The sequence below is a fragment of the Nonomuraea sp. IBHARD001 genome (genome assembly GCF_056106265.1).
Map to the genome: position 1 here is coordinate 310,789 of NZ_JBWBBW010000001.1, position 22,320 is coordinate 333,108.

Below are 22,320 nucleotides of genomic sequence, written 5' to 3' on the forward strand. Positions count from 1 at the left end.
GGGCTGTCTGCGGTCGAGGTGACGGCCAGCGTCCAGTCCTGCTTGGCAGCGCGCGAGCGCGTCGACGACCCGGGACCCGGGCGTTGCCGCCCGAGGCGGACACGCCCACCACCAGCGTGTGCTGGCTGCGGTCAAGGGCCTGCGACGGCCAGGGGTGGCGGTGCAGGCCCTGTCCGTGGACCGCGGGCTGATCAGGTCTCGTTGCGGGGGTGCAGCCGAACGGTGGTGTCGCAGTTGGTGCATCGGAGGCGATCGCGTTCGAAGCGGCTGTCGCCCAGGTCCGTGAGGATCGTCGTGTCGTCCTCGTCGACGGTCAGCATGTTGGTGCGGGTGGCGAGCTCGTCCTCCCCGATGGTGTCGGCCGCCTCGCAGGCCGGGCAGATCAGCTGTCCGGCTCGGATGGTGACCAGCGGGTCCAGATTCTCGGCGAACTCCCGCATCCGGGCCAGGGCGCCAGCAGCACCGTGCCGCTTGACCAGGTCGTCGACGGCTGTAGCTGGGTCGGCTCGGTAGTCGGGGTTTAGCCGGGCAAGGTGTTCGACGTCCAGGCCTGTGTGCTCGGCGTAGGCGTGCACGCCGGACGGCTGTAGTTCGGCGTAGTCGATGGCGGCCTGGACCAGGAGGTGGTTGCGCAAGGAGATCAGCTCGCTGAGCACCGACCGGATGAACGCTCGGCCCGGCTTGCGCCTGGCCTGGATTGGGTTGCCGTCGGAGCTGATGAAGGTGCGCATCTCCAGGTGGGCGGCGGTGGTCAGGCACAGGTTTCCGGTGGCCACGGTGAGGAGGAAGGTCTCGTCGTCGTGCCCGCCTGTGGCCCACGCCCCCAGCCCCTGGAGCGGCTGGCAGGCGTGGTCTTCGGTGAGGCCTGGGTGCAGGGCACGCTGAGCCTCGGCCAGTAGATTGGCCAGGTCGGCGAAGTTGAGGAGGGCGAAGTCCGGATCCACGCGGTCGAGAACGGTTTGCCATTGAGCGTTGGTCAGCGTCAGGGGACTGATGTCGGGCATGGCGAGATCTCCTGGCGGGAGTGAAAGGAGTGAGAGGGAGCGCGGTGTGCGTGGCCGAGGGGAGGCCGCGGCTGCGGTAGTTGGGGAGCCGGGCGGTAGTCGGCGCCGCACTGGGCTGGTGACGGACTCATCGGCCCCGGGCGAGGGTGGCCGGACGCCGGAGTGGGAGGAGCGCGACTGCTTCTCGCGCTGCGTCGTGCGGATGGCTGTCGGCTTGCGGTCAGGCGTGCTCACCCGTGGGGTGGTCAGCATCTGGCAGGAGCGTGAGCAGGGTGAGTTCTGCGGGGTTGAGGTGCACGTCGTGGATCACCTGGTTGCTGGCTGATCTCCAGTACGCGATGCCCTCCTGGCTGACACGGATCAGTGTCCGGCCGTCGTGGGTGCTCACCGCGCACCCGGTGGGGAAGCGGCTGAAGGCTTGCCGCAGCGCGGTGCGACGCGCGTGCGCTTCGGTCATCGCCGCCTCGAAAGCTGCGTCAGCGGCGTCGCGGTCCCAGCTGGCAACGTTCACGTCCCAGCCGTAGGGGATACGCTCGGTCACGCTGCTGGTGGTCTGGTCGAGCGAGACGATGGTGCCGTTGCCCAACCCAGGAAACTCCAGATCCTCCTCCCGTTGTCGGGCGGGCTCCTGGCCTGTCGCGTACGGCAGGCGGCCGCGCAGGAGGTGGAGGGACCGCCGTTCGGGCAGGGCGCGAAGTTCCTGGATCGTCTGGATCGAATAGCCTTCATCCGACCACTGGCCGGCGATGTACTGCTCAGCCAGTTCCCGGGTGGCGGCCACCATGACGGGCTGGGCGTACTTGTCCCACGTGCAGACCAGGTACTTCTCGACCGTCTGGGCGTAGCGTGAGTCGGGGGCGGGTTCAGTCATGATCAGTCTGACTCCAAGGACGATGGTTGATCGTGGTCACGGGGAGGCCGCGTGGAGGGGTGCGCTCGCAGCCGGCCGGGGCCGCGGCAGGTGAGCGGCCTGTTGCGCTCAACGCGCTGCGGTCGTCCTAGCCGCGATCGCGGCGGGCTTGCTCGGCCGTCAGCGCCTGAACGGCGGGATTCCAGCGGCCGGCCCGCTCGTCTCGGTCGGGCAGGCTGCTGAGCAGGTAGTCGGCCCAGCACCGGCGGGTGCTGGCGGCGTAGTCGGCGGCGCCTCGCAGCTGTTCGCTGTCCAGCGTGGTCAGGTCGACCCGCTCGCCGTCGCGCAGGCGTCGGGCGACGTCGGCTCCTGCGAGGTAGCGCTGCTTTGGCGGGAGCAGGCCGCGGCGTGTCCGCTCGGCGGCGATCGCGGTGAGGTCGGCGGCGAAGACGCCGTCCATCAGGGAGTCGTTGCCCGCCGGGTTGCCGATCCTCCAGCTGTTGATCACTTCAACGGCCTGGGGGCGCACGTCCAGATAGGTGCGGATGCCGGTGATCAGCTGGTCGAGCTCGGCGTCGGGCACGGCGCGCAGCCGCCGAAACCGTCGGCGGGCGTCGACCGGCAACCGGTCGGCGAACGCGCCGCTCAGCGCCTGCACCATGCGCTGGACCGACGCGGCGGGCAGACCGTAGACCGCTCCGATACGGGTGAGACCTTCGGCGGTGGGAAGGACGCGATCGGTTTCGTCGTCGCGGCGCAGCAGCACCCGCCGTTGGTGCTCGGCCGTGCGGAAGGTTCCCTGCCGCAGCGGGCCGCTGCGGCCGTCTTCGGTGTGCCAGGTGGCGTGCGGCTCGAAGCTCCAGATGACGCCCCGCTCGGCGGCGTGCCGCAGCTCCGGTTCACACCGCAGGCGGCCCCGGATGGTGAGCGCGGTATACGGCTCGGCTGGCGGGTCGTCCCCGTCGAGCAGATTCTGGTTGGTCCAGCCGCCCAGGGTTCCGGGCCTGCGCGTATCGGTGACGGTGGCCTCCAGCTCGATCTCGTCACCGGCCACCAGGTCCCCGACGTCACCAATGCGGTAGCCGCCCGCCGTGGCCCGCTCCTGCAGCGCCCGGGTGCGCCGCCTGCTCTCCTCAGCCGACCGGAACCCTCGCGCGGCGGCGCTGTCGGGTCGGCCACCGTCGATGTCGTGCTGGCCCAGGGCGGCCAGGGTGGCCTGGCGCAGGGTGCGGCCGTCCGCGTCACGCCAGTCCTTCATGTCGGCGAGCAGGGTGGGTGACGCCCAGGGGACCGGGATGCCTTCGGCGTCGGTGATCGCCTCCAGCACGGTGGCCACCGTGCGCGCCTGCGCCTTCGACGTCAGCGTGGTGCCCAGGGTGACCAGGCGGACCTGCCACGGGGCATACACCTGCCAGCCGCTGCCGCGCTCCGTGCCCTTGACGATCGCCAACCGGCCCGTCGAGGAAAGCTCCAGCGTCGGGTCGTCGGCGAGTCCGGCCAGGAACGCGCGCCGTGCCGCGTCGTGTTCTGCGAGCGTCTGGCGAAGGTGAGCGCGCAGGGCTTGCACGGTGGGAAAACCGCCGTCAGGAGGCTGCGCCTCGGGCGGACAGGCGGAGGCGGGCTCGGGGCCGCCCGTGATGATGCGTGCCACCGCTTCAGCTGCGCTCTCGCCGCCGCGCGTGCGGAAGGTCTTGACCCGGGTGAGAAAGTCCGGGGCGTTGAAGTCCAGCCGGTTCCCTGCGACGTCGACCAGCTCACGTTCGATCCGGTCGGCGAACTCCCGTGCCTGCTTCTCGCTGGGCAAGCCCTCGCGCACGCAGGTGCCATCGATCGTGGTGACGCCCCAGAGGAGGCCTTTGCGGACACGGACCAGCATGAGCTGGCCACCGGGTGACACCTTCAGATCCTGGGCGTTGTCGGCCATCCATCGCATGTGGCCACGGTTTTGCTCCCATCGGGCGGGGGAGACGTCCCCGGGGTCGTCGCGGCCGCCGCGTGCCCAGTAGGCGCGGACCGCCGCCGCGTCACCGACCTTTGTGCGGCCCTGGCAGCCGCGTGTGCTCGCCGCGGTGTCGCAGGCGGCGCGGTGCTCGCGCGTGATGCGCTCGGCGGCGGCCTCGAACCCTTCGCCGCGCGCCGATCGCCAGCCGTAGCGCTGATCCTCATTCGGGTTGTTCCAGTCCAGCGCGAGCCCGTCGGCGTCGACGAGGTCGCGTTCCATCCTCTGGGCGAGGTCACGCACCCGGGTCAGCGTCGCCACCTCGCCGCCGAAGGTGGGCCGCGCCCTCAGATCCAGGACTCGCCAGGGTCCACTGCGCAACTGGCGGGCAAGGACGAGGCCGCCGTCGTCGGACAGGCGCACCTCAACGTACTTGTCGGCGGCGTGCTGCAGCCGCCGCCGGTCCGTGCTGGGGCCGGGCTCCGCTTCGCCACCGGATTCCCAGAAGGCGCGCACCGCCTCGGGGGAGTTCAGGAGTATCCGCAGCGGGTCGGCGGTGTCCGCCTCCGGCCACGCGGTGTCGGCGGCCACTGCGTCGTGGGGCGCCAGGTCGGAAGCGGGCTGGTCACCGATGCCGGGGCCAAGGTCGGCGACGGCCTGGTAGTCGGGTTTCTGGCTCACCGAGCCACCCGGGGCGGCGGGCCTGGCACTTTGATGGGCTGCGGCTCGGGAAACCAGCGGCGAATCTGGTAGTCGCGCAGGCCGCTGGTCTGCCCGAGCTGGGCGACATGCGCGGTGATGTCGTCACTGAGCCGGATCGTTTCCCCGCCCCAGCGCCGCGTGGGGCCATCCAGGTGCTCACGGCAGACACGCCGGATCCGGGGGGCGGCGCTGACGGCTTCTTCCCTGCACCTCTTGTAGCCGCACAGCCGGTCATCGCCGTACAGGCCGTAGGAGACGCCCCGCAGATACCCGCTCAGGCAGATGCCGCACCGATCGCCCGTCAGGCACTGCGGCATGCCGCACGCCCGGCACAGGGTGCGTGCGTGGTCGCGGTCGGCGTGGCCGCAGAAGCGGCAGGGTTTCCAGGAGTAGCCGGGGCGGACACCGGTTCCCCACCTGCCCTGTTCCAGCTCGCCACTGGAACTGCGGCCGTCCAGGACGGCGTCGACCGCCGCTGCCAGATCGGGAAAGTCGGTGATGTTCCGCTCGTCGATCGGGTCGCCGGTCAAGGTGAGCAGCTGGATCGTTTTGCGATCTCTGCCAGGCAGGTGGACGCGATAGCCGAGCCGGATCGCCGCGGCCACACGAAGCTGGAGGTTCCGGCAGGTCAGAGGGTTGATCATGAGGTTCCCAGTTGAGAGGTTGTGGTGGACATGCGCGAGGCCTTTCGTGATCGCAGCGGTTGAGCTGGCAGGTCGCCGTGGTGAAGCTCGGCGCCACGATGAGGGGGATGCAGGGGAGGTTGCCCGGCGCAGCCGTGTCGGGCGGCACGTCCGCGTCGGCGGCAGAGTCAGGTGTCCAGGCGGTGGCCGAGAGCGGTGAATTCCTCCACCTCGCCAAGGAGGAACGGGCACCTGGTGCCGAGCTGCAGCAGGCGCCGGGCACGGTATGCCGCCTCAATCACCAGTCGGCCGTCGTCGGAAACAGACGAGCGGGCAAGAGTCTCGCCCGGCTCTATGACCGCAGCGGTTCCGGGTAGCGGTACACCCAGAGCCCTCGCGCGCCGTCAGCGATGGCGTTGGCGGCGCTCGGCTGCTGATGGCCGCCGCCTTTGGCCCCTTTGCTGGTGCGGATGCGCTCGAAGCCGTCAAAGCGGTACATGCTGCCGGGCGTGCCGGGCAGACTTGTGCTGGACAGCGCCGCGATCGTGGGCTTGCCGCAGAGTTCGGCGCTGCGCGCGTCCCACCGGGGGTAGGTGCCCAGCCACAGCGGGGCCAGGTAGTCGCGCGTCAGCCGCAACACGGCTCGCAGACAGGTTCGGTCCCGGCGGTCGGGGCTGCGCGCGATTCTGGCGAGGTCGAGGGTGTTGTACCTGTGCCAGCCTCTGGCCTGGGAGACACTGGAATTTACCGTGCTGGCCAGGACGACAGCGGCGGCCCGCCGGCCGTGCTCTTCCATCACGAACGCCAGACGTCCGTACGGCCGGGTGTACGGCCTTCCGGCCGGGTAGTCGGCGTCGGGCAGATGGAGGGGGTGGCGCCACTGAATCAGCAGTTCCTGAGCTTCTGCCATCTCCACCTCGTAGAAGGCGATCACCGGCGACACCCGCAGCGTCAACTGGCGGCTCATCAAGCTGCCGACGTTCGGCGGCGCGGGTCACGGGATTCAGGCTCGCCAGGATGATCGTGCTTTCGGCCGGCACTGCCCGGATCGAGGTGCAGGACGACGAACCGGCAGGGCTCATCCGGCGCGAGGTCGGGGTCGCACCCGGCCACGGGCTCGGCAAGCAGCGGCTGGTAGCCGTCCGCCAACGGTGGCCCGGAGACCCACACTTCATCATCCGGCGGGAACTGGCGGAGGCTGTCGATGAGGCGTGCGGCGGTGAGCCGACCGGGGACGGTGACGCTGTTCGTCCGGCGCGCTGCGGCGGCGCAGGGTGCGGCCTCGTGCGGCAGGACCTGCTGACAGGGGGCGGATTCCCGCAGCGCGAAGGTGTCCGGATCCTTCGGCGACCCCTCGACCGCGTCGCCAGGCAGGCAGGTAGCCCTTGCGGCACCGTTCACGCGACGCGATCGATGTGTGCCCAGACCACGCTGTCGGCCGCGTCGGGATCGAAGCCGCGCTCGCCTCCGTGGTAGATGAATCGGTACCCGGCCAGGCGTCACCTCCACGACGGTGTCGCTCCAGCCGAGGGTAGCGGGGTCACCGCCTCGCGCTTGCCACGCCAGCAGGTCGGCGATGGAGTAGGCCCACAGATCCGTGCAGATGCTGGCCAGACGGTCGCTTTCAGGAAGCGAGGGGTTGTCGTCATCGTCATAACCCGGGGTGGCGATGACGTAGCTGGACGGGCCGGTCCGGTAGAGACCCAGCTCGCAGTTGCTCGCCGCGCCGAACGCGCAGCCGATCGCGGCCATGTCCTTGATCGCTTGTGCTTGGCCGACGGCCGTGCTGTAGCTGCCGGGTGAGGCGTTCTGCCAGTCATAGATGGGATGCAGGCTGTCGCTGACCAGCAGCTTCCCGGACGGCACGTCGATGGCGATCTCGGTGGTGAGGCCGTCGGGGAGAGGGCACGGGTCGCGGACGACGGCAGCGCCTTCAGCCGCGACCAATGTCGGCAGCAGGCCACACACGGCGCAACGATGCGTGCCGCTCAGCACCAGGAGACGTTCGCCGTCGACCGGTCGCAGCACCCTTAGATGGGTCGCCCGTGAGATCAGATGGCCGTTGCTGCGGAGCGGCATGGTCTCGATGCCGACCCTGAACGGCAGGTCATGCTCATTCATCGATCTTTCGCCTCCTCCTCGTGGTTACCGCCGGAGGGGCCGGGTTGGCCGTCGAGGCCGTGGTCGGTGAGGAGGTGGTAGGCACGCTCAGCGAGTTCTCGCTGGCGCGTGGACAGGTCGGCGTCGGGGTCGTGCCCCATGATGAGCTCGCCTGCGGTCTTGGCGAGGCATTCGAGGTCGCGGTCGGTGAAGCTGTCACCCATGTTCGTGTGAGCGGGTTCAAGGGGGTGGGTTTGCCCGTCTTGCGGGGAGGTCGAGGCGGGCACGCCCGGTCGGGGCGCCGCCCCCATCTGGTCGATCCTGACGAGGTCGGGGACGGCGTCATCGATCTCGCCGCACGACAGCGCCACGTGCTCGCTCGTAGCGCCAAGCTCGACGTCGGCCATGTCGTGCAGGCGTTCGCGTGCTTGCCTCTCGCTGGTGGCCTTCACCATCGCGGTGAAGATCATAGGGAGGTCGAAGACGTACTCGCGGATGACATGACCACCGCGCAGGGTGTCGGCGACCTGCTCGCGGGCGGCCATGAGGTGGTCTTCTTGGTCGAAGTCGATGAGCTCGGCGGCGGCAACATCGGTGCCGCGGTCGCGGTTGTCGAGGACAATCGTCGGCCCGGACGCCGGGCAGCGGGACGCGCCCTGGATGCCTCGTGCGCCGGGCCTGGGCGGCGGGGCGGTCGGGAGCCGCTGCTGGAGCAGGTCGGTCACCCGCTGCCCGAATTCGTGCAGGTCCGTGGGCGATCCTTCGATCGCGAAAGCCGAGGACCAAGGGTTGCCGATGACCAGGGCGTAGTTGCCGGCGTCGAGGTCGAGATGGTGCTCCTCCGGGTCGTCATCGGGGGTGAGGATCTGCAGGTCGGTGGCGGCGTCGTCCACCTCGTAGCGCTTGGACACGATCGCTCCCAGGTTCAATTCAGGTCGTAGCTGTCGTGGGCGTGGCAGTGGCGGTTGAAGCAGCGGTGGCCATGGCCGCAGGTGGGGCGCGAGGCCAGATGCTCGAGAACCGCGCGGTACCAGACGGCCGGGTCGGGCTGCGGCGGCGAGCGGCTCTGCCACATCGGGCTGCGGTGGCGGCCGGGGCTGTGTCGTCTTCCCGCGCCCGGATCCGGTGCGGGCTGCTTGGTCGCCGGAGGCGGGCGCTGATGGGTTCGGCGATGGGCGCCCTTCTCAGCGTCGCCGCCCACACGGGCGACCTGGCCCACGGCCGCTGCTGGTGGGTGATGTGGCGACGGGGCGGCGAGGTGCTCGTCGTGGTCGTGCGATGGGTCATGGAATGGGCCGCGCCTTTCGCGGATGCGTGGGAGCGCCCCGCGGAAGGTGAGGGTGGCAGGATGGGCAAGCCGGTCTGGTCAAGGCACGGTTGGCGAGCCTCCTTCAGTGGGTGCGTAGGCACGGCAGAGGGCGGTGCGGGATCTGGGGCGGCGGGCGCAGGCCGGGGCTGGATGGGGCTGGATGGGGCTGGGCAGAGCCCAGCTACTGGTCTTGAGGAGATTCGGGGGCGCACCTGGAGCGGCTCCGGATGTCGCCGGAATCGGTCAACGCGTCTGACCGGTGGATCAGCAGCGGTCGTGACCTGCTCTTGCCCCGGTGCACGTCGACCTCGAGTTGCCATTCGCCGAAGGTCCGGTTTCCCTGGCGCTGCTGGTAGTGGCGGATCGGGTTGCTGGCCATGCCGACCGGTGCCGGCCCGAACGCGGCGAGCAGGTCGGATTCCCGCTGGGAGTGGAAGCCTGCCCGATCGATGTCCTCCTCGGTCGGGAAAACGTCCGCGATGCGGTGGCGGTCGACATGGAGACGTTCGTCCTGCGTCCCGCCCAGGGAGCAGATCCACCGCGTGTTTGGGGGCGGGTCCGGCTCGATGAGCCGCTCGTAGCGGGCCACTTCCTTGGTGTAGCTGTAGAAGAAGGTCTGCGGGTTGGCGCGCATGACGCGTAGCCAAGCGAGCGTGTATCGGTCGGAGAAGTAGTCGCCTGCGTCATGCACTCGGACGTAGCTGCCGACGAATCGTGGCGCGGCCAGTTCGGCCATCATCGCCGCCTCCCACCCCGCAAGGTCCTCAAGAACGAACAAGAGGTTCCGCAGATGCGCGGCGCGCACGTTGGGGTAGTTGTAGCTGCCGTTGCGCGCGTAACATACCTCGGCGCACACACCAGCCGACGGGCACGTTCGCACGGTCCGGCCATCGGGCAACGTCGCTTCATAGGCTGGGATGGCCCAGCTCCAGATCTTGTCGCGGGCGAGATTGCGGTTGCTGTTGGACAGCAGTCGTCGGGGCCGCGACGACTGCTTGACGGCTGCGTGCATGAATACTCCGTCAAGGATTGGTGCCTCACGGTGGCTCGTCTCGACCCGGTTCTCCGGGCCCGCCGATCGGGCGACGCCGAATCTGGGCGGCCGGACCGCAGCGGGCTCGGTCACCCGCTGGCTGCTCGCCGATCTCCTCATGCATGCGCGGAGTGAAGGAAGGCTCGCCCGCAGGGCGACCGCGCGCAGCGCGGCATCGGCCTTCCTGCACGCAGCGCATGCATGACATGCTCCTCGGCGGACAGCGGGGTCCGGTGCGTAAACCAACCACCATCACTCACGGGCCGTTGCTGAGACGGCTGGACAGAGGTCGCAAAATCCCGTTTGGTCATCACGATCAGGCGGGATCTTGTCGCTTCCGAAATTTCCGAATCGGGTTCGTCCGGGTTCGGGCCTGTGGATCGACGAGATGAGATGCTCTGGTGCTGCCCTGCGGTCGGGGCATGGCGAGGCCTGTGGCTGGCTGGGTGCTGGGTCGTGCGGCGGCGGGGTGCAGGTTGGGCCTGCGCTGGGGACGTTCCGTTCGGCGTGAGTGGCTCGCCTGGCTGCTGGTCAGTGAGTGTCTCGATGGTGCGTGTTGCCGTGACGTCTGGCTGGTGAAGGTGGCACCACTGGTCGAGAAAGTCATCTGTTTCCGGTGGTGAGCTGCAAAGGCTCTCACCAATCGCGCACGTGCCATGATCCGCGCCGCCGCCGCCGACGCCTGCCTGCCGCTCATGGTGGCCGCTTCTGTCAGCGATCTGGGCACCGAGGTTCGGTTCACCGCTGATGCGATGGAGCAGCATGCCCCGGCCTGTCCGGACGAATGAGAGTCGAACCTGGAGAACTGCGTTCCTCGCCCATGCAGGTCCGCGATGATGGCCGCTGTGTCCTTGATCCAGGCTCTGCTTCATGGCGCCCCTTCGCAGGTGACGATGGAACGGATCCGTCGGCTGGTGCAACTGGTGGGCCCGGAGATGCCCACCGTCGAGTACAAAGCCGACATGACCCAGAGCATCGCCAAAGCGGTGGCCGCCTTGGCCAACGCCTACGGCGGGCTGGTTCTGGTCGGTGTCAGCGACAAGCGGGTGATCACCGGAGTCAAGGAGTCAACGATCGAGGCCGTCGCTCAGCACTGCCACAGCAACCTCGAGCCGCCGTGGGCTCCGGAGATCATCCCGGTCCCGATGGACGACGACTCCGGCCGCTATGTGGTGATGCTGCGGGTGGTTCTCGGTTCGGCGCCCCGCCCCTTGCTCGTCGAGGGGGCCGCACCGATCCGCAATCACAACACCACCCACCCGGCCAGCTGGCAGGAGCTGGCCGCATTGTTCGTCGAAGGCGACAGGCGCACCCAGGCCGATCCGTGGACCATCCAGCGGCCCGACATCCCTCGCGATGTCACTGGAACAGATGAGCAGGCCGATCTCGTCATCCGTTCCGGCCTCAGCATCGACGTTGACCGGCGGGCAGTCTGGCGTCCACTGGGCGAGCAGCACGCCGACCAACTGGCACAGGCGCTGAGCCACTCGCAGCTGCCCGCCGTCCTGTCCGGGTTGGTTGCTCGAGGTGGCGATAACAGGCCCTTCGAACGGCGGGGGCACAACCGCTCACGCGTAATCCGTCTCCATTGGCAGGCGTTCCCGGCCGATCGCAGGCGAAACCCGCTGATGCCCGTCGAGGCGTCACTGACGGCCGAGATGCCTGGCGGATACGGCCACTATGGCACTCATCTGCGTGTTCATCTGGACGTCACCACGCGCCTGGCGGGCTGGGCTGCGCTCCAGGAGGAGGGCTGGCGGCCGGTGAGCGGGCGGCAGCCGCCGCCGGGGGAGCCGTGGCTGATGAGCGTCGAAGCGCTCGGCTTGGTCGTGGAAGCGATGATCTCGTCCCTGGTGGAGAAGCAGGTCGTCGGGGCTCTGGCCGGGCTGGCCTTCGTTGACGCGCTGACACTCGCGCAGCCCCGCGTCCTGCACATCGTCGCCGCGCGTCCGATCCCGCACGTTCTTGACACGGGCGACCTTGCTCCGATCCCTGAGGCTGGCACCTCTAGCGGCGCGCACCTGCTGGCCGACCCCGGCCTTGACCTGGCCGATCCCCTGCAGCGCCGCGAGCAGGTGGAGGCATGGCTGATCCAGACCGCTCTGGACGCCGGGCTTTTGGGCATGGAGCGCCATCTGCGTGCTCACCCGCTCCCGCCCATCTGAGGATCTTCAGTACCGTATGGGCCAGAGACTTGTCCGAGCACAGTGAGGATCCCGGTCACGCACCTGACGCGCTCCTGCACCAGGTCGAGCGAACTGGCGTGCCCCCTTCCCTTGTTTCGTCCTCGCTGGACATCCGCGACTGGCACGCGGTGGCCTGTTCCTCGAACGCCGCAGGTTCAGAATCCATCGAAAGCAAAGGAGTCGGGGCGTGCAGGTTGTCGAATGAACCAGCTGATTCACCATCTCCTGGGCTCAAGAGCCACCGAGGCCGAGATGAACGACCCGTTCACCTCGGAGGTGTGCTGCGGCTCTGCCCGCCTGCGTCCTGCGCGACCACGATCTGCGGCTGCCCGAGGTCGCAGCGGAGCGGCGGTTTGAGAGCGGGATCGTGGTGCTGGTCGGTATGTCGTCGAGCCGGGTGGGCGTATCTCGGCCGTCCCATGACGAGTTGAGTTCGCCGTCGCGGTGGCCGTATCGCGGTTCCACCGCAGCGGTAATCATGTTGCGGATGCGGCGTCAAAGCGTCACTGACGGGTGCGTGGTGTCGCCGCACTCTCGCCCCGACTCGTCGTATCGCCGCATGGAGACCTGACCGAGTTCGCTCGGCCGATCATCATCGCTGAGACCAGTTCGAACTTCCCCGGTTCACCTGCAGGTACAGCTCACTACTCACCCAACCACCCTAGTAAATGATCTTCACCAGTGTGGGATCCGATGTTCTCTGCGGCCAGAGAATCCCAGATCGGAGGGGTTTCGTCGGTAGGCCCAAGAAGGTGAGGTTGGGGAGCGTCCATCCTCGGCGGACTCGGGCGAGGTGGGAGGGCGCGGGCCATCGGGAGCAATGACCTGCGCGAGAGGTGGGGGCTGGCACCACCAACGCCGATCACAGGTGAGCGGGTACCCGCGCCTGGAGAGTCAGCCTGCCCACAGGATCGAGTAGACGTGCACCATCGCGGCACCGTCGTCGATCACGTATCCAACCAGGCCTGCGCTGCCGAAGAGCTGCTCGCGAAAGCGCGGATCCTCCGGATCAGGCAGGCCTCGATGGTGTGGGTCCGAGCCGATGATCAAAAGTTCCTCGACCAGAGCCTGCCAGGCGTCGGCGGGCAGGCCGGGAATCTCGGTGGCGGCGGATGCGTGGAAGTTGATGCGGTACTTCACGCCGGGCGGCTTGTGCGGCGGGCGGCCAGGTCGGCCCAGCCGGGAACGACGTCCTCGGCCGGGACAGTACCGACGCCGGCGGCTGCCTCGGTGCGGGCGAGTTCGTAGCCGGGCTTGCTGTAGGCCAGCGAGCGTAGGTGCCAGAGCCTGAGCGTCTGTGCGAGATGCTCCCACCGCCAGGTCTCGTGCGCGGCGGCGATCATCGCCGCCCGGTAGTCGGCCAGGAAACGGGCGCGGTACAGCTCGGGCAGACGGGTGAGGATCTCGTCCGGGTCGTGCTCGATCGGGTGCGGTTCCACCGGCTGCGCGCTCACGCTGTAGCCCTTCCTGCACGGGTCTGTACACCTTCAGCGTAGCCGCAGCACACCGAGGGCGGCGAGATCATGGCCCCCTTCCGCGCTGCAACGGCCCTGTTTCGAGCTTCTCATCGCCCTACCCGACTGTCCGTCCCCTGTCTGGCAGGTGGTTCACACCGCCGCTCTCGCTCCTTTGAAACACGTCGGGGCGTTGGTCTTCGGGATGGAGCGCGTGCAGGCGGTCGTCGCACGGACGGTTCCACAGTGTGTGCGCGAACCTGCCTCATCTCGGCCGGGTCCATGCTGAGCACCATCAACCAGCTTTGCGGGCGTGGTCTCACCAGAGCCGGGCACCTCTGCGGCTCACACGGGCCGGGCCTGGTGCCCGGCGGCTATGGCGTCGATGTGGGTGGCCAGCTCGAAGTCTTTGGCGGTCAGCCGATGCCCGGCGTCATGGGTGGTGATGCGGAAAGTGATGCGCTGCCAGCGGATGTCGATGTCGGGATGGTGGCCGACCTCGCGGGCCTTGGCCGCGACGTACATGGCCAGGTGCACGCACTCGTGCCAGGTGTGGGTGAAGCTGCGTTCGATCGCGTCGCCGACCCGCCGCCACCCGGGCAGGCCCGCCAGCCGGTCGCCGATTTCCTGATCGGTCAGAGGATGAGGCAGAGCCATCGTGGATGGATCCTGTTCCGGGCCGGAGCCTGTCAAAGGGAGATCGAGGTCAGCAGGTCATCCAGTGTGCGGCCGTGACGGGTGCGGGCCCACGGGTGCATGGCGCCGCGCAGGGTGGACAACGCGGTGCGCATGCGAGCCGAGCCGGTCTCACCGGCCAGTTTGATCGCCGGAGCGGCCAGGGCGAGGGCGTGCTCGGCCTCTCCTTCGACGGCAAGCGATGCGGCGTAGCGCGCCCGGAAGACACCGACGTCCCGCTGGGAGGTGGCAGGCTGGGCTGCGAGCGCCTCGGCCCACAGGGCGGTGGCTTGACGGTGAAGCCCCATTCGCCCGTAGCAGGTGGCACGCTGCACCCCCAGATGGTGCGGCGTCCGCCGGGCGGCGTTACCCCACTGGAAGGAGTCGTCGATCGAGCTGGACAAGGCGGCGGCCTTCTCCAGCGCCCGATCGCAGGCAGCGCGCTCACCTGTCAGGGACCGGCCGTGAGCACCCTGCACGAGCGCCAGGACGCGTACTTTAGGACACAGGCGTGACGCGTCCGCGAGCGCAGCCCCGGCGAGGTCGACCACGCCGGGGCCGTCGCCGGTGTCGGTACGCAGCATCGCCTTGTTGATCAGCGCGTAGGCGATCAGCTGATGGTCGTGGGCGCGGTGAGCCAGATCCAGTGTGTGGGCACGCCATCCAGCCGAACGGCGCAGGTCTCCGGCGTCTTGGTAGAGCCAGCCGATGAACGCGGCGTAAGCGGTCTGGACCTGCAAGAACCGGCGCCGGAGCTCGTCGGGCGCCTGGGCGGCCACGCCGGTGATCGTCTGATGTGAAACGATCACGCTGGGAAGCAGCTGGTGGGGGCCATGGAGCATGTCGGCCCGGTAGTGGCCGCTCAGCTGGGAGCTGAAGTAGTCGACGAGCTCCGGTGCCACGTGGGGCACCGCCATCGTGGGATGAGGGGCGATCTCCCAGGGCACCGGAAGATCGGCGCTGTCGTGGCCGGTGAGGGGAGCGAGGGCCTCGTGCCCGACCGCCGGGGGTAGCCCCTTGGCGAACAACTCCTCGACGGGGACGCCGAGAACACGGCTGAGAAGGGTCTTGTACAGCGCGCGGGGCTGGTACTCGCCCGCCTCCCAGTCGCGCAGGGAACGCAGAAGGCTGGCCTGCTGGGGAAGGCGAACCTCAGGGCCAGCTGCCTGGCGAAGCTGCGCTGCAAGGTCTTTAGGGCTCAGCAGGAGAGCTTCCCGGATGGCACGCAGCCGTACCGCCCACGCGGGCCTGTGCTGGTCTCTCATCTGCGGAGAGCTCCATCCATTGTTCCGGGTTCCGGGCTGAATCAGCGTCTCGCTCCACCCTAGCCTTCGCCAGTGTGCGGTCTTCGACGCTAGACGGTCTTTGCAGACAGTGACGCACCAGTTCGTCCAGGAATGCTCGACAGACCCTGCCCGCTATGGCCTGTGTGGGACCCCCTAGATTGGCGGGTTCACTCTCTGACAACAAAAACACTCGTTTTAGCATGCAGGATCAATCTAGCAAATGAGATCGGCGGCTCTCATGTTCAGGCGCTCTCGTGTCATAACTTCGTCCTGGAGGCCGACAACGTCTCCAGAGCATCGGCTGCTGACGGCGGCTCACGCTGTCCTTTCCTCCAAACGGCTCCTTGTGATGTTTCCGCTGCGCGATCATGAGGGGCATGTCGGGACGCGTTGTGAAATGGGCGGGCCTTGTCCTGTTGGTCGTCACCCTTGGTGTGATGGGCCTGTACGTCATCCAGGTCGAATGGGACCAGGCCGACCAGACGGCCAGCGTGGCCGGAGCGTTCATCAGTGTGATCGGCCTTGCGCTGACCCTCTACGGCATGCGCGCCGACCACGCTGCACGGGCAGCGTCGGTGCCAGCCGAGGAGGTCCTCTCGGCGGCCAAGAAGCGACTGACCGTCCAGGTGTTGCAACAATGGCGCACCGAGGAGACCATCCGGTCCCTCGATAAGCCCCAGCCGATGCCGGTCTCGTGGCGCTTGACCGGCGACGCGGGTTTGATGGATCATCCGCGTTTGGTCGGCGAGCACCCTCTGACGTTCACCGGCTCCAGCGATCAGATCCCGGCTCTGGCTCGCACCTTTCGGAACCTTCGACGTCGGCGCCTGGTCATCACCGGCGGCGTGGGCACCGGCAAGACCACCTTGGCCATCCAATTGCTGCTGGAACTCGCTGCAGAGCAGGACGCCGCTGACCCGGTACCGGTGCTGCTCCCGGTCAACGAATGGAACACCACCACCTTCCCTCGCCTGCACGACTGGCTGGCCATCCGCCTGGCCGCCGACTACCCGGCATTACGCTCGCCCGAGTTCGGCACCAATGCCGCCAAGAAGCTGGTCGCACATGGTGATGTCCTGCCCATCCTCGATGGCCTCGACGAAATCCCTGCCCCAGCGCGTGCGGCGGCGATCTCGGCGCTGAACCAGACACTGAACAAAGGCGACCAGTTCATCCTCACCAGCCGTACCCCCGAGTACGCCACCGCGATCGAGCAGGCCGACAAGGTGCTGCCCGCCACTGCGGTCATCGCACCCGACGTCATCACCCTCGCCGACGCCGAGGGCTATCTGCGTACCAGCTTGCCCCCGCTTCCGCGTCATGACTGGGCCCCGGTCTGGGCGGCCCTGCGCAACGCCTCACACCCCGGTTTGAGTCGGCTGACTCAAACCGCGCTGGGACTGTGGTTGATCCGCACCGTCTATGTCGATCCCGCCGCAGACCCCGCACCGTTGACCAGCCCTCTGGCTCGACAGGAGACAGTGCTGCGGGCGCATCTGTTCGATCACCTCATCCCCGCAGTCATCGGCAGCCGGCCTCCCAGCAGCGATCCCGCCGAGCACTTCCGGCCGCGCACTGCTTGGAAACCCGACCACGCTCGCGATCACCTGGCCTACCTCGCCCGCGTGCTGCACCAGCACAACACCTACGACCTAGCCTGGTGGCAACTCGCCCAGCACACTCTCACACCCGCCGCGCAACGCCATGCTGTAGTACGCACCGGGCTCACGATCGGTCTCACAGTCGGGCTCGCGACCGGCCTCGTAGCCGGCCTCGCAGCCGGGCTCGAGCTTGGGATCGCTGCCTTCCTCTCGGTCGGACTCCCAGTCGGGTTGGCACTCTGGCTTACGGGTGGCAAATGGTTCACCGAGGTCCCCGGATATGCCGACCTGCGGCTAGCAGGAAGAATCGGCGACCTTGCTAGACACGTGAACAACATCCTCGCGGGCGGACTCGTGATAGGGCTCGTGTTCGGGATCTCGTTCGGGATGGGCAGCGGCATCACCAACGGGATCATGGGCGGACTCACGCTTGGGATTGCGGGCTCATTCGCAGTCGGGATGATCCTCTGGGCTGAACAACCCGCATCGATCACTGTCGCGGTCACCCCTCTGTCGAGCTGGAAGGCTGACAAGAGTCTTACGCTGCTGCGAGTCATGGCCTACGGACTTGTGTTCGGGATCGCGGCCATCCTCACGGTAGGGCTCGCGGCCGAGTTCACGCATGGACCCATCACTGGGCTCACTATCCTGCTCTTAGTTGGTTTCGTGACAGGAAAGCACCACGCTTGGCTGGCCTATACGTTTGGCGTCCGGCGATTGGCCAAGGATGAGAACTTACCCCATCATCTGATGGCCTTCCTCGATGATGCGCATCGCCTAGGTCTGCTCCGCACTGTCGGGCCCATCTACCAGTTCCGCCACGCCGAACTCCAAGACCACCTCGCCGCCCTGCCGCCAACCACTTAGGACGCAATAGAGCGAGTGAGGTCGACCAGCTGATGCTGGAGCGGATGTCAGCGCCTGCCTTCAGTCTTCGTCGTCGCTGCCGTCGGCTTGGGCGAGCAGGGACACGAGCTGTAGCTGGACCAGCCGCATGGCATCAGCGGTCTCGTCGAGGCTGGTGGACAGCAGTTCGGAGTGGGCTGCGGCTGAGGCTTTGAGTCCCTCGAAGCGCTTGAACAGGCTCTGAACGGCGGCCGCGGTGCTGCCCTGATGGGTGGTGGCGGCGATTTCGGCGGCGAGTTTGTCGAGGTCGTCCTTGGCGCGGGTGGTGAAGGCTTTGGCGATCATGTCGCGCATCTCTTCCTGGTCGGGGATGGGGATGCGGCTCAGTTCACTGGGCGCGCCCATGCGCGCCACCAGGTGGCGCAGGGCGCCCAGTGTCGCGGCGTGGGAGATGGCCACGAAGTAGACGCCGCCGGTGGGGCGGATACGGATGGCGTCCAGGCCTTCGATGTAGGCGCGGATCATGGAGCGCAGCCGGTCGCCGGTCAGGAAGTGGCATTGAGTGGTGTAGGTGTCGCCGATCTCGGTGAGGAGGTCGGCGACCGCCTTCTGCTCCGGTTCGGGCAGGGCGGCGATCGCGGCGCGGTCGGGGGTGATCTTCAGCGTGCCGGCACCGGTCAAGGCTGTGGGGGAGTTGTCGCGGACGAACACGACGTCGGCCAGGCGGGCGTCGTAGGTCAGGCGCGCTTTGCGCTCGTCGCGGACCTCGCGCACCACATGGCGGAGCAGCTGGTCGCCGTCGCGGCGGACGTGGCGGACCATGAGCAGCGCTTCGCGGGCGGTGCCGTCGGTGGGGCGGCGATCGCCGCGCCGACGGCCCTGGGGGGAGTCCAGCGGGTAGCTTCTGCGCACCCCGGCGGGGCCGGTTACCCGCTCGAACACGTCCATCGGCCGGATGGGGCCGGGCAGCAGGGCGGCGTCCAGGCCCAGCTCCCGAAACCAGAGCTCGAGCTGGCCGGGGGTGACCCGGCCGTCGAAGACGCTGTAGAGGACGACATGGCCCAGCAGCGGCATGCCGCTGGCCTCCAGCGCCGCGCTGTAGGCGTCACCGAATCCCAGACCCGTGCCGTCCTGGCCTGCCTGGTGTGCCTGGCCTGCCTCGGCCGACTGGCTGCTCATGACTTCAGTATCTCCCAAGGAAACGAAAACGAGCGTTTTAGTTCTGTCCGTGTGGGCCGGCCTCGGCCGCTGTTTCTAGATGACACGGAACATGTCGGCGGTGGCCTCGACATCGGTCAGGTCCTCGATGTGGCGGAGGTTGTCGGCCAGCGCCTCCAGCACCGGCCCGGGCCTCCGCCCCACGGCGACACCGAACAGGCGGAAGTCCAGGACGGCTTTGCGTTCCTGCCAGGAACGCATCCACGCCTCGCCGACCTGGCATTCGCCATCGGTGATCAGCACGATGTCGCCGCGCGCCCGCCCGTCGGCGTCGTACTGGGCCGCCAGCAGGTCGGCTGCCGCCTCCAGGGGGAGGGTGAAGTCGGTCCCGCCGCCGGGGAAGTGCTCGGCCATCCGCACCACCTCCTCGATGGGGGCGGGCGCCGCGGCGGGGGAGTGGAAGAGATGAAGGGGCTGGCCGGTGCCGGCGAACAGCAGCGCGGCGAAGTCGCGCCGGGATTGGCGGGCCTGATCCAGCAGCGCGAGGGTGAGCGCCTTGGCCCACGCCTCACGGCTGACCCCGGCCGTGCGCTCGGCCATGGAGCCGGAGCAGTCCACGGCGGCGATGATCGCGCCCTGACCGGAGGGGGCCTCCCCTCGCGTCTGGTAGATCATCAGGCGCCCTTCGGCGAGCCGGGCGGCGAACACCGCGCGCAGGGCCGGGACGCCCAGGGAGGCGATCTCGGAGGGAATCAGCCGCCCGAGGTCGTCGCCCAGGGTGATGCCGACGAGTTCGCCGGTGGCGTGTTCGGTGCGGCGTGCCCGCTGGCCCAGGGCCATCTGCCGGAAGCGGCCGATCAGTTGCGCGAAGGCGCCCAGCCGCCCGCCGGACAGGCGGCGGGCCAGGCGGCGGCGGGCGGCGTAGTCCATGCGCTGCAGTTGCCCGGGACCGACCCCCCACGCCGCCATGAGCTCGCTTTCCCGGCGCAGTGCCTCGGCGCCGGCCGCGGCGGCGGCGCGGGCCGCGCTACGGATCGCCGGGCCCGCGGCGGCCAAGGCCGTCTCGGCGGCGGCGTCGGCCTGCTCGGCGCGGGCGTCGGCAGCCTGGGCAGCCGCCAGCGCCCGCTCGACCTCCCGCACCGCCTCAGCCAGCGCACCACCCCCGTCACCCTCGGCTTCGTCATCATCAGCGTCGGCGTTGTGGGCGGCCTGCAGGGCGGCGGCCAGCTCACCAGCGGCCTGCAGGGCGCGGGATCGGGCTTCGGCGGCCGTGCTGGCGCCTTGCTGGGCCTGCTGGGACCTCTCCAGCAGGGTGCGCAGGTGCGAGGCCTGCGACAGCACGGCCATCGCCGCGGCGTAGGCGTCTCCGGCGCTCTCGCGCCGCAGGTCGGCGAACTCCGGGCTGGACATCAGCGCGTCCATGACGCGGTGGTTGACCACCCGGGAGGGGTCCATCCGCTCGCGCTCACGCAAGAGGGGAGCGGCTTTGTAGGCGGCGGTCCACACGTCTTTCAGCAGGTCGGTGCTGTGGTCGTAGCGCTCGGCCAGTTCCTCGGCCAGCTCGCGCAGTGCATCGGCCTGGTCGTAGATCTCGCGCCAGCTCATGTCGTCGAAGCGGTCGCCGACCACCGCAGCCACAGGCGGAGCCTCGGCGGCCAGGCCGAGCCAGCGACCGGCCGTGCTGGCTGCCCTGGCCGCCAGATCCTTCAGCTTCTCCCGCACCTTCATGAAGCCGTCCCTCTCGATCGTCCGGTGGGCGTCACAGTCCGGCGTTGATCATGGACGGGTCCATCCCCAGCGCCTCCACCATGACCCTCACGTAAACGGCCTTGTGCCGCACGGCGACCCGGTCCAGCACAGCGGTGGAACGACCGGCGGCCGCGCTGTCGGCTCGCAGCTTGCCCAGCCGCTTGCCCGCCTTGGCCAGCTTGCCGTTGGCCTCCTTGATCGCCCAGCTGTTCAGCGCCTCCTTCGACTGGCCCGCCATCGCGTTCAGCTGCGCCTCCAGTTCCTCGATCGCATCGGCCAGGTCCAGCGCTTCCTTGGCGTCGGGGTTGACCAGCTGCAGCACCTCCCGCTCCACCCGGGTGCGCTCGGCCGGTGAATCCCACAGCACCGCGGTCAAGATGTCGAGGTCGGCGGGCTCAACCTCCTCCCGCCCGGCCAGATAGGCGCTGGCCTGCAACAACCGCACCGCCGCCCGCCAGCGGCGATCGGAGGCGATCAGCTCCGCGCGCCGCAACGCGGCCCGCAGCGTGCAGATCGCCTCCACAATCGCGTCACCGACACCGACCGCGGGCACCTCCACCTCCACCGCCCGGCGCAGATCGGCCAGGTCCACGGTGGTCACCTGGGCTGGGACCTCCGGGGTGATGGCCGAGCGCACCAGCGCCGCGAAGTTGCCCGGGTCGGCCAGGTAACCGACCTCCAAGCGCACCAGCAGCCGGTCGTAGATGGCGCTGATCTCCTCCCCGCTGCCCAGCTCGTTCGAGGCGGTGATGGCGCTGATCAGCGGGCACACGATCGGTGCCCCGCCGTTCTCCGGGTGATACAGGCGCTCGTTGAGGAAGGCCAGCGTCTCGTTCAACGCCCCCGCCGAGCACTTGAAGATCTCATCGATGAACGCGATGTGCGCCTCGGTCGCTCGCCCCTCGAACACCTGCCGGTACTCACCCCGGGTGAGCGCGGCCACGTCGATTGGCCCGAACATCCGCTTCGGATCCGAAAACTTGCTCAGCAGGATCTCCCAGTACCGCGCCCCGGTGAACCGGCCCGTCAGTTCCCGCGCCAGCGCCGACTTCGCCGTACCCGGCGGCCCCAGCAACAAGCTGTGCTGACCGGCCAAGATCCCCGACAACAGCGCCCGCACCACGAAATCGCGCTCAAAGAACAGCAGCGACACCTCATCACCAACAGCCCGCAAACCAGCAGCCGTATCCACCATCACACCTCCACCACATCGCCCCACCCGACCCGGCCCAGCTCATACTGCCTGCCGACACCAGCCTGCCGGCTCGTTGTGCTAGGACTCGGACACCCCAGCGCAGTTGACGCTAGGCCGGTGGTAGAAGATCGTCAACTAAAACGACCGTTTTTGATTTGAGATCGACGACGATCCAGGTGGTGACGGCCCAGGCATGCTCGATGGCCACCGGATAGCGGTGCTCGGGTGATAAGTCCTACTCGAGGAGGAGCACAGCGCCCCCACGCCGACGGGTAGTTCACGCACCAGCCGATCATGGGGTTGGGCGTTGCCGGAAACACCCACTCATGGGCCCGCCGGTTTGATGTTGCGCGCCCTAACCTGGCCGGTAGGGCCACCAGCGATGCTCACCCATACCTCGTTTACCTCGTACGAGAATCCGTTCAGGTCCTCTGTCGCATGGGCACATGCCTGGGTCCGGCGATGCTGTGGTGCGCCCGGCCGGTGTTGCTCCGCCTGGTGACGATCGCAGCCCGCCGAGCACCCCGGCGGGCAACGACGGCGGCCTTGGGGCAGACACGGCCTGGGTGACAGCTTCCGGCTGCTCACGCAGCTCACCCAGGGCTGGCCC

19 protein-coding genes are annotated in these 22,320 nt (G+C 68.6%); 4 read left to right on the plus strand and 15 right to left on the minus strand.

Going from position 1 to position 22,320, the window contains the following annotated elements; all coding sequences use genetic code 11:
- Window positions 1-191 precede the first annotated feature (191 nt).
- The 4 genes from ACTWNK_RS01270 to ACTWNK_RS01285 form a co-directional block, all read right to left on the minus strand.
- Window positions 192-1,004 carry a hypothetical protein gene (locus ACTWNK_RS01270; RefSeq protein WP_474301615.1) on the minus strand — a complete coding sequence of 271 codons (813 nt, stop codon included), beginning with the start codon at window positions 1,002-1,004 and terminating at the stop codon, window positions 192-194.
- A gap of 220 nt (window positions 1,005-1,224) precedes the next feature.
- Complete coding sequence (locus ACTWNK_RS01275; RefSeq protein WP_474301616.1) at window positions 1,225-1,875, minus strand: hypothetical protein; 651 nt, start codon at window positions 1,873-1,875, stop codon at window positions 1,225-1,227.
- A 127-nt stretch (window positions 1,876-2,002) separates the two neighbouring features.
- Window positions 2,003-4,474 carry a hypothetical protein gene (locus ACTWNK_RS01280; protein ID WP_474301617.1) on the minus strand — a complete coding sequence of 824 codons (2,472 nt, stop codon included), beginning with the start codon at window positions 4,472-4,474 and terminating at the stop codon, window positions 2,003-2,005.
- Window positions 4,471-5,139, minus strand: a complete 669-nt coding sequence (locus ACTWNK_RS01285) for a hypothetical protein (RefSeq protein WP_474301618.1) — start codon at window positions 5,137-5,139, stop codon at window positions 4,471-4,473. Before ACTWNK_RS01285 ends, ACTWNK_RS01280 begins: the two co-directional genes overlap by 4 nt.
- A gap of 59 nt (window positions 5,140-5,198) precedes the next feature.
- Between ACTWNK_RS01285 and ACTWNK_RS01290 the strand changes: the two genes are divergently transcribed.
- A complete protein-coding gene (locus tag ACTWNK_RS01290; protein WP_474301619.1) occupies window positions 5,199-5,495 on the plus strand; it encodes a hypothetical protein in 297 nt (98 codons plus the stop codon).
- Here the strand turns inward: ACTWNK_RS01290 and ACTWNK_RS01295 are convergent.
- From ACTWNK_RS01295 to ACTWNK_RS01310, 4 genes are all read right to left on the minus strand, one after another.
- Complete coding sequence (locus tag ACTWNK_RS01295; RefSeq protein WP_474301620.1) at window positions 5,471-6,085, minus strand: hypothetical protein; 615 nt, start codon at window positions 6,083-6,085, stop codon at window positions 5,471-5,473. The two genes, ACTWNK_RS01290 and ACTWNK_RS01295, sit on opposite strands and share 25 nt — an antisense overlap.
- The gene (locus ACTWNK_RS01300) at window positions 6,085-7,239 is read right to left on the minus strand and encodes a hypothetical protein (RefSeq protein WP_474301621.1); all 1,155 of its coding nucleotides are present in this window, start codon (window positions 7,237-7,239) and stop codon (window positions 6,085-6,087) included. The genes ACTWNK_RS01295 and ACTWNK_RS01300 overlap by 1 nt, the downstream gene beginning before the upstream one ends.
- Window positions 7,236-8,129 (minus strand): hypothetical protein, encoded by an 894-nt coding sequence (locus ACTWNK_RS01305; protein ID WP_474301622.1) that lies wholly within the window; start codon window positions 8,127-8,129, stop codon window positions 7,236-7,238. Before ACTWNK_RS01305 ends, ACTWNK_RS01300 begins: the two co-directional genes overlap by 4 nt.
- 579 nt (window positions 8,130-8,708) lie before the next feature.
- On the minus strand, window positions 8,709-9,539 hold the full coding sequence (locus ACTWNK_RS01310; RefSeq protein ID WP_474301623.1) for a GP88 family protein: 831 nt from the start codon (window positions 9,537-9,539) through the stop codon (window positions 8,709-8,711).
- Between the two features lie 677 nt (window positions 9,540-10,216).
- Between ACTWNK_RS01310 and ACTWNK_RS01315 the strand changes: the two genes are divergently transcribed.
- Window positions 10,217-10,348, plus strand: a complete 132-nt coding sequence (locus tag ACTWNK_RS01315; protein ID WP_474301624.1) for a hypothetical protein — start codon at window positions 10,217-10,219, stop codon at window positions 10,346-10,348.
- Window positions 10,349-10,405: 57 nt separating this feature from the next.
- On the plus strand, window positions 10,406-11,725 hold the full coding sequence (locus tag ACTWNK_RS01320) for an AlbA family DNA-binding domain-containing protein (RefSeq protein WP_474301625.1): 1,320 nt from the start codon (window positions 10,406-10,408) through the stop codon (window positions 11,723-11,725).
- Window positions 11,726-12,640: 915 nt separating this feature from the next.
- Here the strand turns inward: ACTWNK_RS01320 and ACTWNK_RS01325 are convergent.
- The 4 genes from ACTWNK_RS01325 to ACTWNK_RS01340 all read right to left on the minus strand — a co-directional run bounded on the left by ACTWNK_RS01325 (window position 12,641) and on the right by ACTWNK_RS01340 (window position 15,140).
- Entirely contained in the window at window positions 12,641-12,886 is a 246-nt protein-coding gene (locus tag ACTWNK_RS01325) for a type II toxin-antitoxin system RelE family toxin (RefSeq protein WP_474301626.1), read from the minus strand.
- Window positions 12,883-13,200 carry a DUF6247 family protein gene (locus ACTWNK_RS01330; RefSeq protein WP_474301627.1) on the minus strand — a complete coding sequence of 106 codons (318 nt, stop codon included), beginning with the start codon at window positions 13,198-13,200 and terminating at the stop codon, window positions 12,883-12,885. The genes ACTWNK_RS01325 and ACTWNK_RS01330 overlap by 4 nt, the downstream gene beginning before the upstream one ends.
- Before the next feature lie 345 nt (window positions 13,201-13,545).
- Window positions 13,546-13,857, minus strand: coding sequence for a 4a-hydroxytetrahydrobiopterin dehydratase (locus ACTWNK_RS01335; protein WP_474301628.1), 312 nt, complete (start codon window positions 13,855-13,857; stop codon window positions 13,546-13,548).
- A 32-nt stretch (window positions 13,858-13,889) separates the two neighbouring features.
- Window positions 13,890-15,140, minus strand: coding sequence for a helix-turn-helix transcriptional regulator (locus tag ACTWNK_RS01340; RefSeq protein ID WP_474301629.1), 1,251 nt, complete (start codon window positions 15,138-15,140; stop codon window positions 13,890-13,892).
- 398 nt (window positions 15,141-15,538) lie between these two features.
- On the opposite strand from ACTWNK_RS01340, the gene ACTWNK_RS01345 reads away from it, so the two are divergent.
- Window positions 15,539-17,629, plus strand: a complete 2,091-nt coding sequence (locus ACTWNK_RS01345; protein ID WP_474301630.1) for an NACHT domain-containing protein — start codon at window positions 15,539-15,541, stop codon at window positions 17,627-17,629.
- A gap of 60 nt (window positions 17,630-17,689) precedes the next feature.
- On the opposite strand, the gene ACTWNK_RS01350 is transcribed toward ACTWNK_RS01345, so the two are convergent.
- The 3 genes from ACTWNK_RS01350 to ACTWNK_RS01360 all read right to left on the minus strand — a co-directional run bounded on the left by ACTWNK_RS01350 (window position 17,690) and on the right by ACTWNK_RS01360 (window position 21,710).
- Window positions 17,690-18,787: a DUF6744 family protein gene (locus ACTWNK_RS01350; RefSeq protein ID WP_474301631.1), complete on the minus strand. Its 1,098-nt coding sequence runs from the start codon at window positions 18,785-18,787 to the stop codon at window positions 17,690-17,692.
- 75 nt (window positions 18,788-18,862) lie between these two features.
- Window positions 18,863-20,494: a VWA domain-containing protein gene (locus tag ACTWNK_RS01355; protein WP_474301632.1), complete on the minus strand. Its 1,632-nt coding sequence runs from the start codon at window positions 20,492-20,494 to the stop codon at window positions 18,863-18,865.
- Window positions 20,495-20,525: 31 nt separating this feature from the next.
- A complete protein-coding gene (locus ACTWNK_RS01360; protein WP_474301633.1) occupies window positions 20,526-21,710 on the minus strand; it encodes an AAA family ATPase in 1,185 nt (394 codons plus the stop codon).
- Window positions 21,711-22,320 lie beyond the last annotated feature (610 nt).

Coding starts and splice junctions, on each gene's coding strand:
- ACTWNK_RS01270 (WP_474301615.1), bottom strand. CDS start 1,004: ATGCCCGACATCAGTCCCCTGACGCTGACCAACGCTCAATGGCAAACC.
- ACTWNK_RS01350 (WP_474301631.1), bottom strand. CDS start 18,787: ATGAGCAGCCAGTCGGCCGAGGCAGGCCAGGCACACCAGGCAGGCCAG.
- ACTWNK_RS01335 (WP_474301628.1), bottom strand. CDS start 13,857: ATGGCTCTGCCTCATCCTCTGACCGATCAGGAAATCGGCGACCGGCTG.
- ACTWNK_RS01295 (WP_474301620.1), bottom strand. CDS start 6,085: ATGAGCCGCCAGTTGACGCTGCGGGTGTCGCCGGTGATCGCCTTCTAC.
- ACTWNK_RS01360 (WP_474301633.1), bottom strand. CDS start 21,710: ATGGTGGATACGGCTGCTGGTTTGCGGGCTGTTGGTGATGAGGTGTCG.
- ACTWNK_RS01355 (WP_474301632.1), bottom strand. CDS start 20,494: ATGAAGGTGCGGGAGAAGCTGAAGGATCTGGCGGCCAGGGCAGCCAGC.
- ACTWNK_RS01315 (WP_474301624.1), top strand. CDS start 10,217: ATGATCCGCGCCGCCGCCGCCGACGCCTGCCTGCCGCTCATGGTGGCC.
- ACTWNK_RS01345 (WP_474301630.1), top strand. CDS start 15,539: ATGTCGGGACGCGTTGTGAAATGGGCGGGCCTTGTCCTGTTGGTCGTC.
- ACTWNK_RS01340 (WP_474301629.1), bottom strand. CDS start 15,140: ATGAGAGACCAGCACAGGCCCGCGTGGGCGGTACGGCTGCGTGCCATC.
- ACTWNK_RS01310 (WP_474301623.1), bottom strand. CDS start 9,539: ATGCACGCAGCCGTCAAGCAGTCGTCGCGGCCCCGACGACTGCTGTCC.
- ACTWNK_RS01275 (WP_474301616.1), bottom strand. CDS start 1,875: ATGACTGAACCCGCCCCCGACTCACGCTACGCCCAGACGGTCGAGAAG.
- ACTWNK_RS01300 (WP_474301621.1), bottom strand. CDS start 7,239: ATGAATGAGCATGACCTGCCGTTCAGGGTCGGCATCGAGACCATGCCG.
- ACTWNK_RS01285 (WP_474301618.1), bottom strand. CDS start 5,139: ATGATCAACCCTCTGACCTGCCGGAACCTCCAGCTTCGTGTGGCCGCG.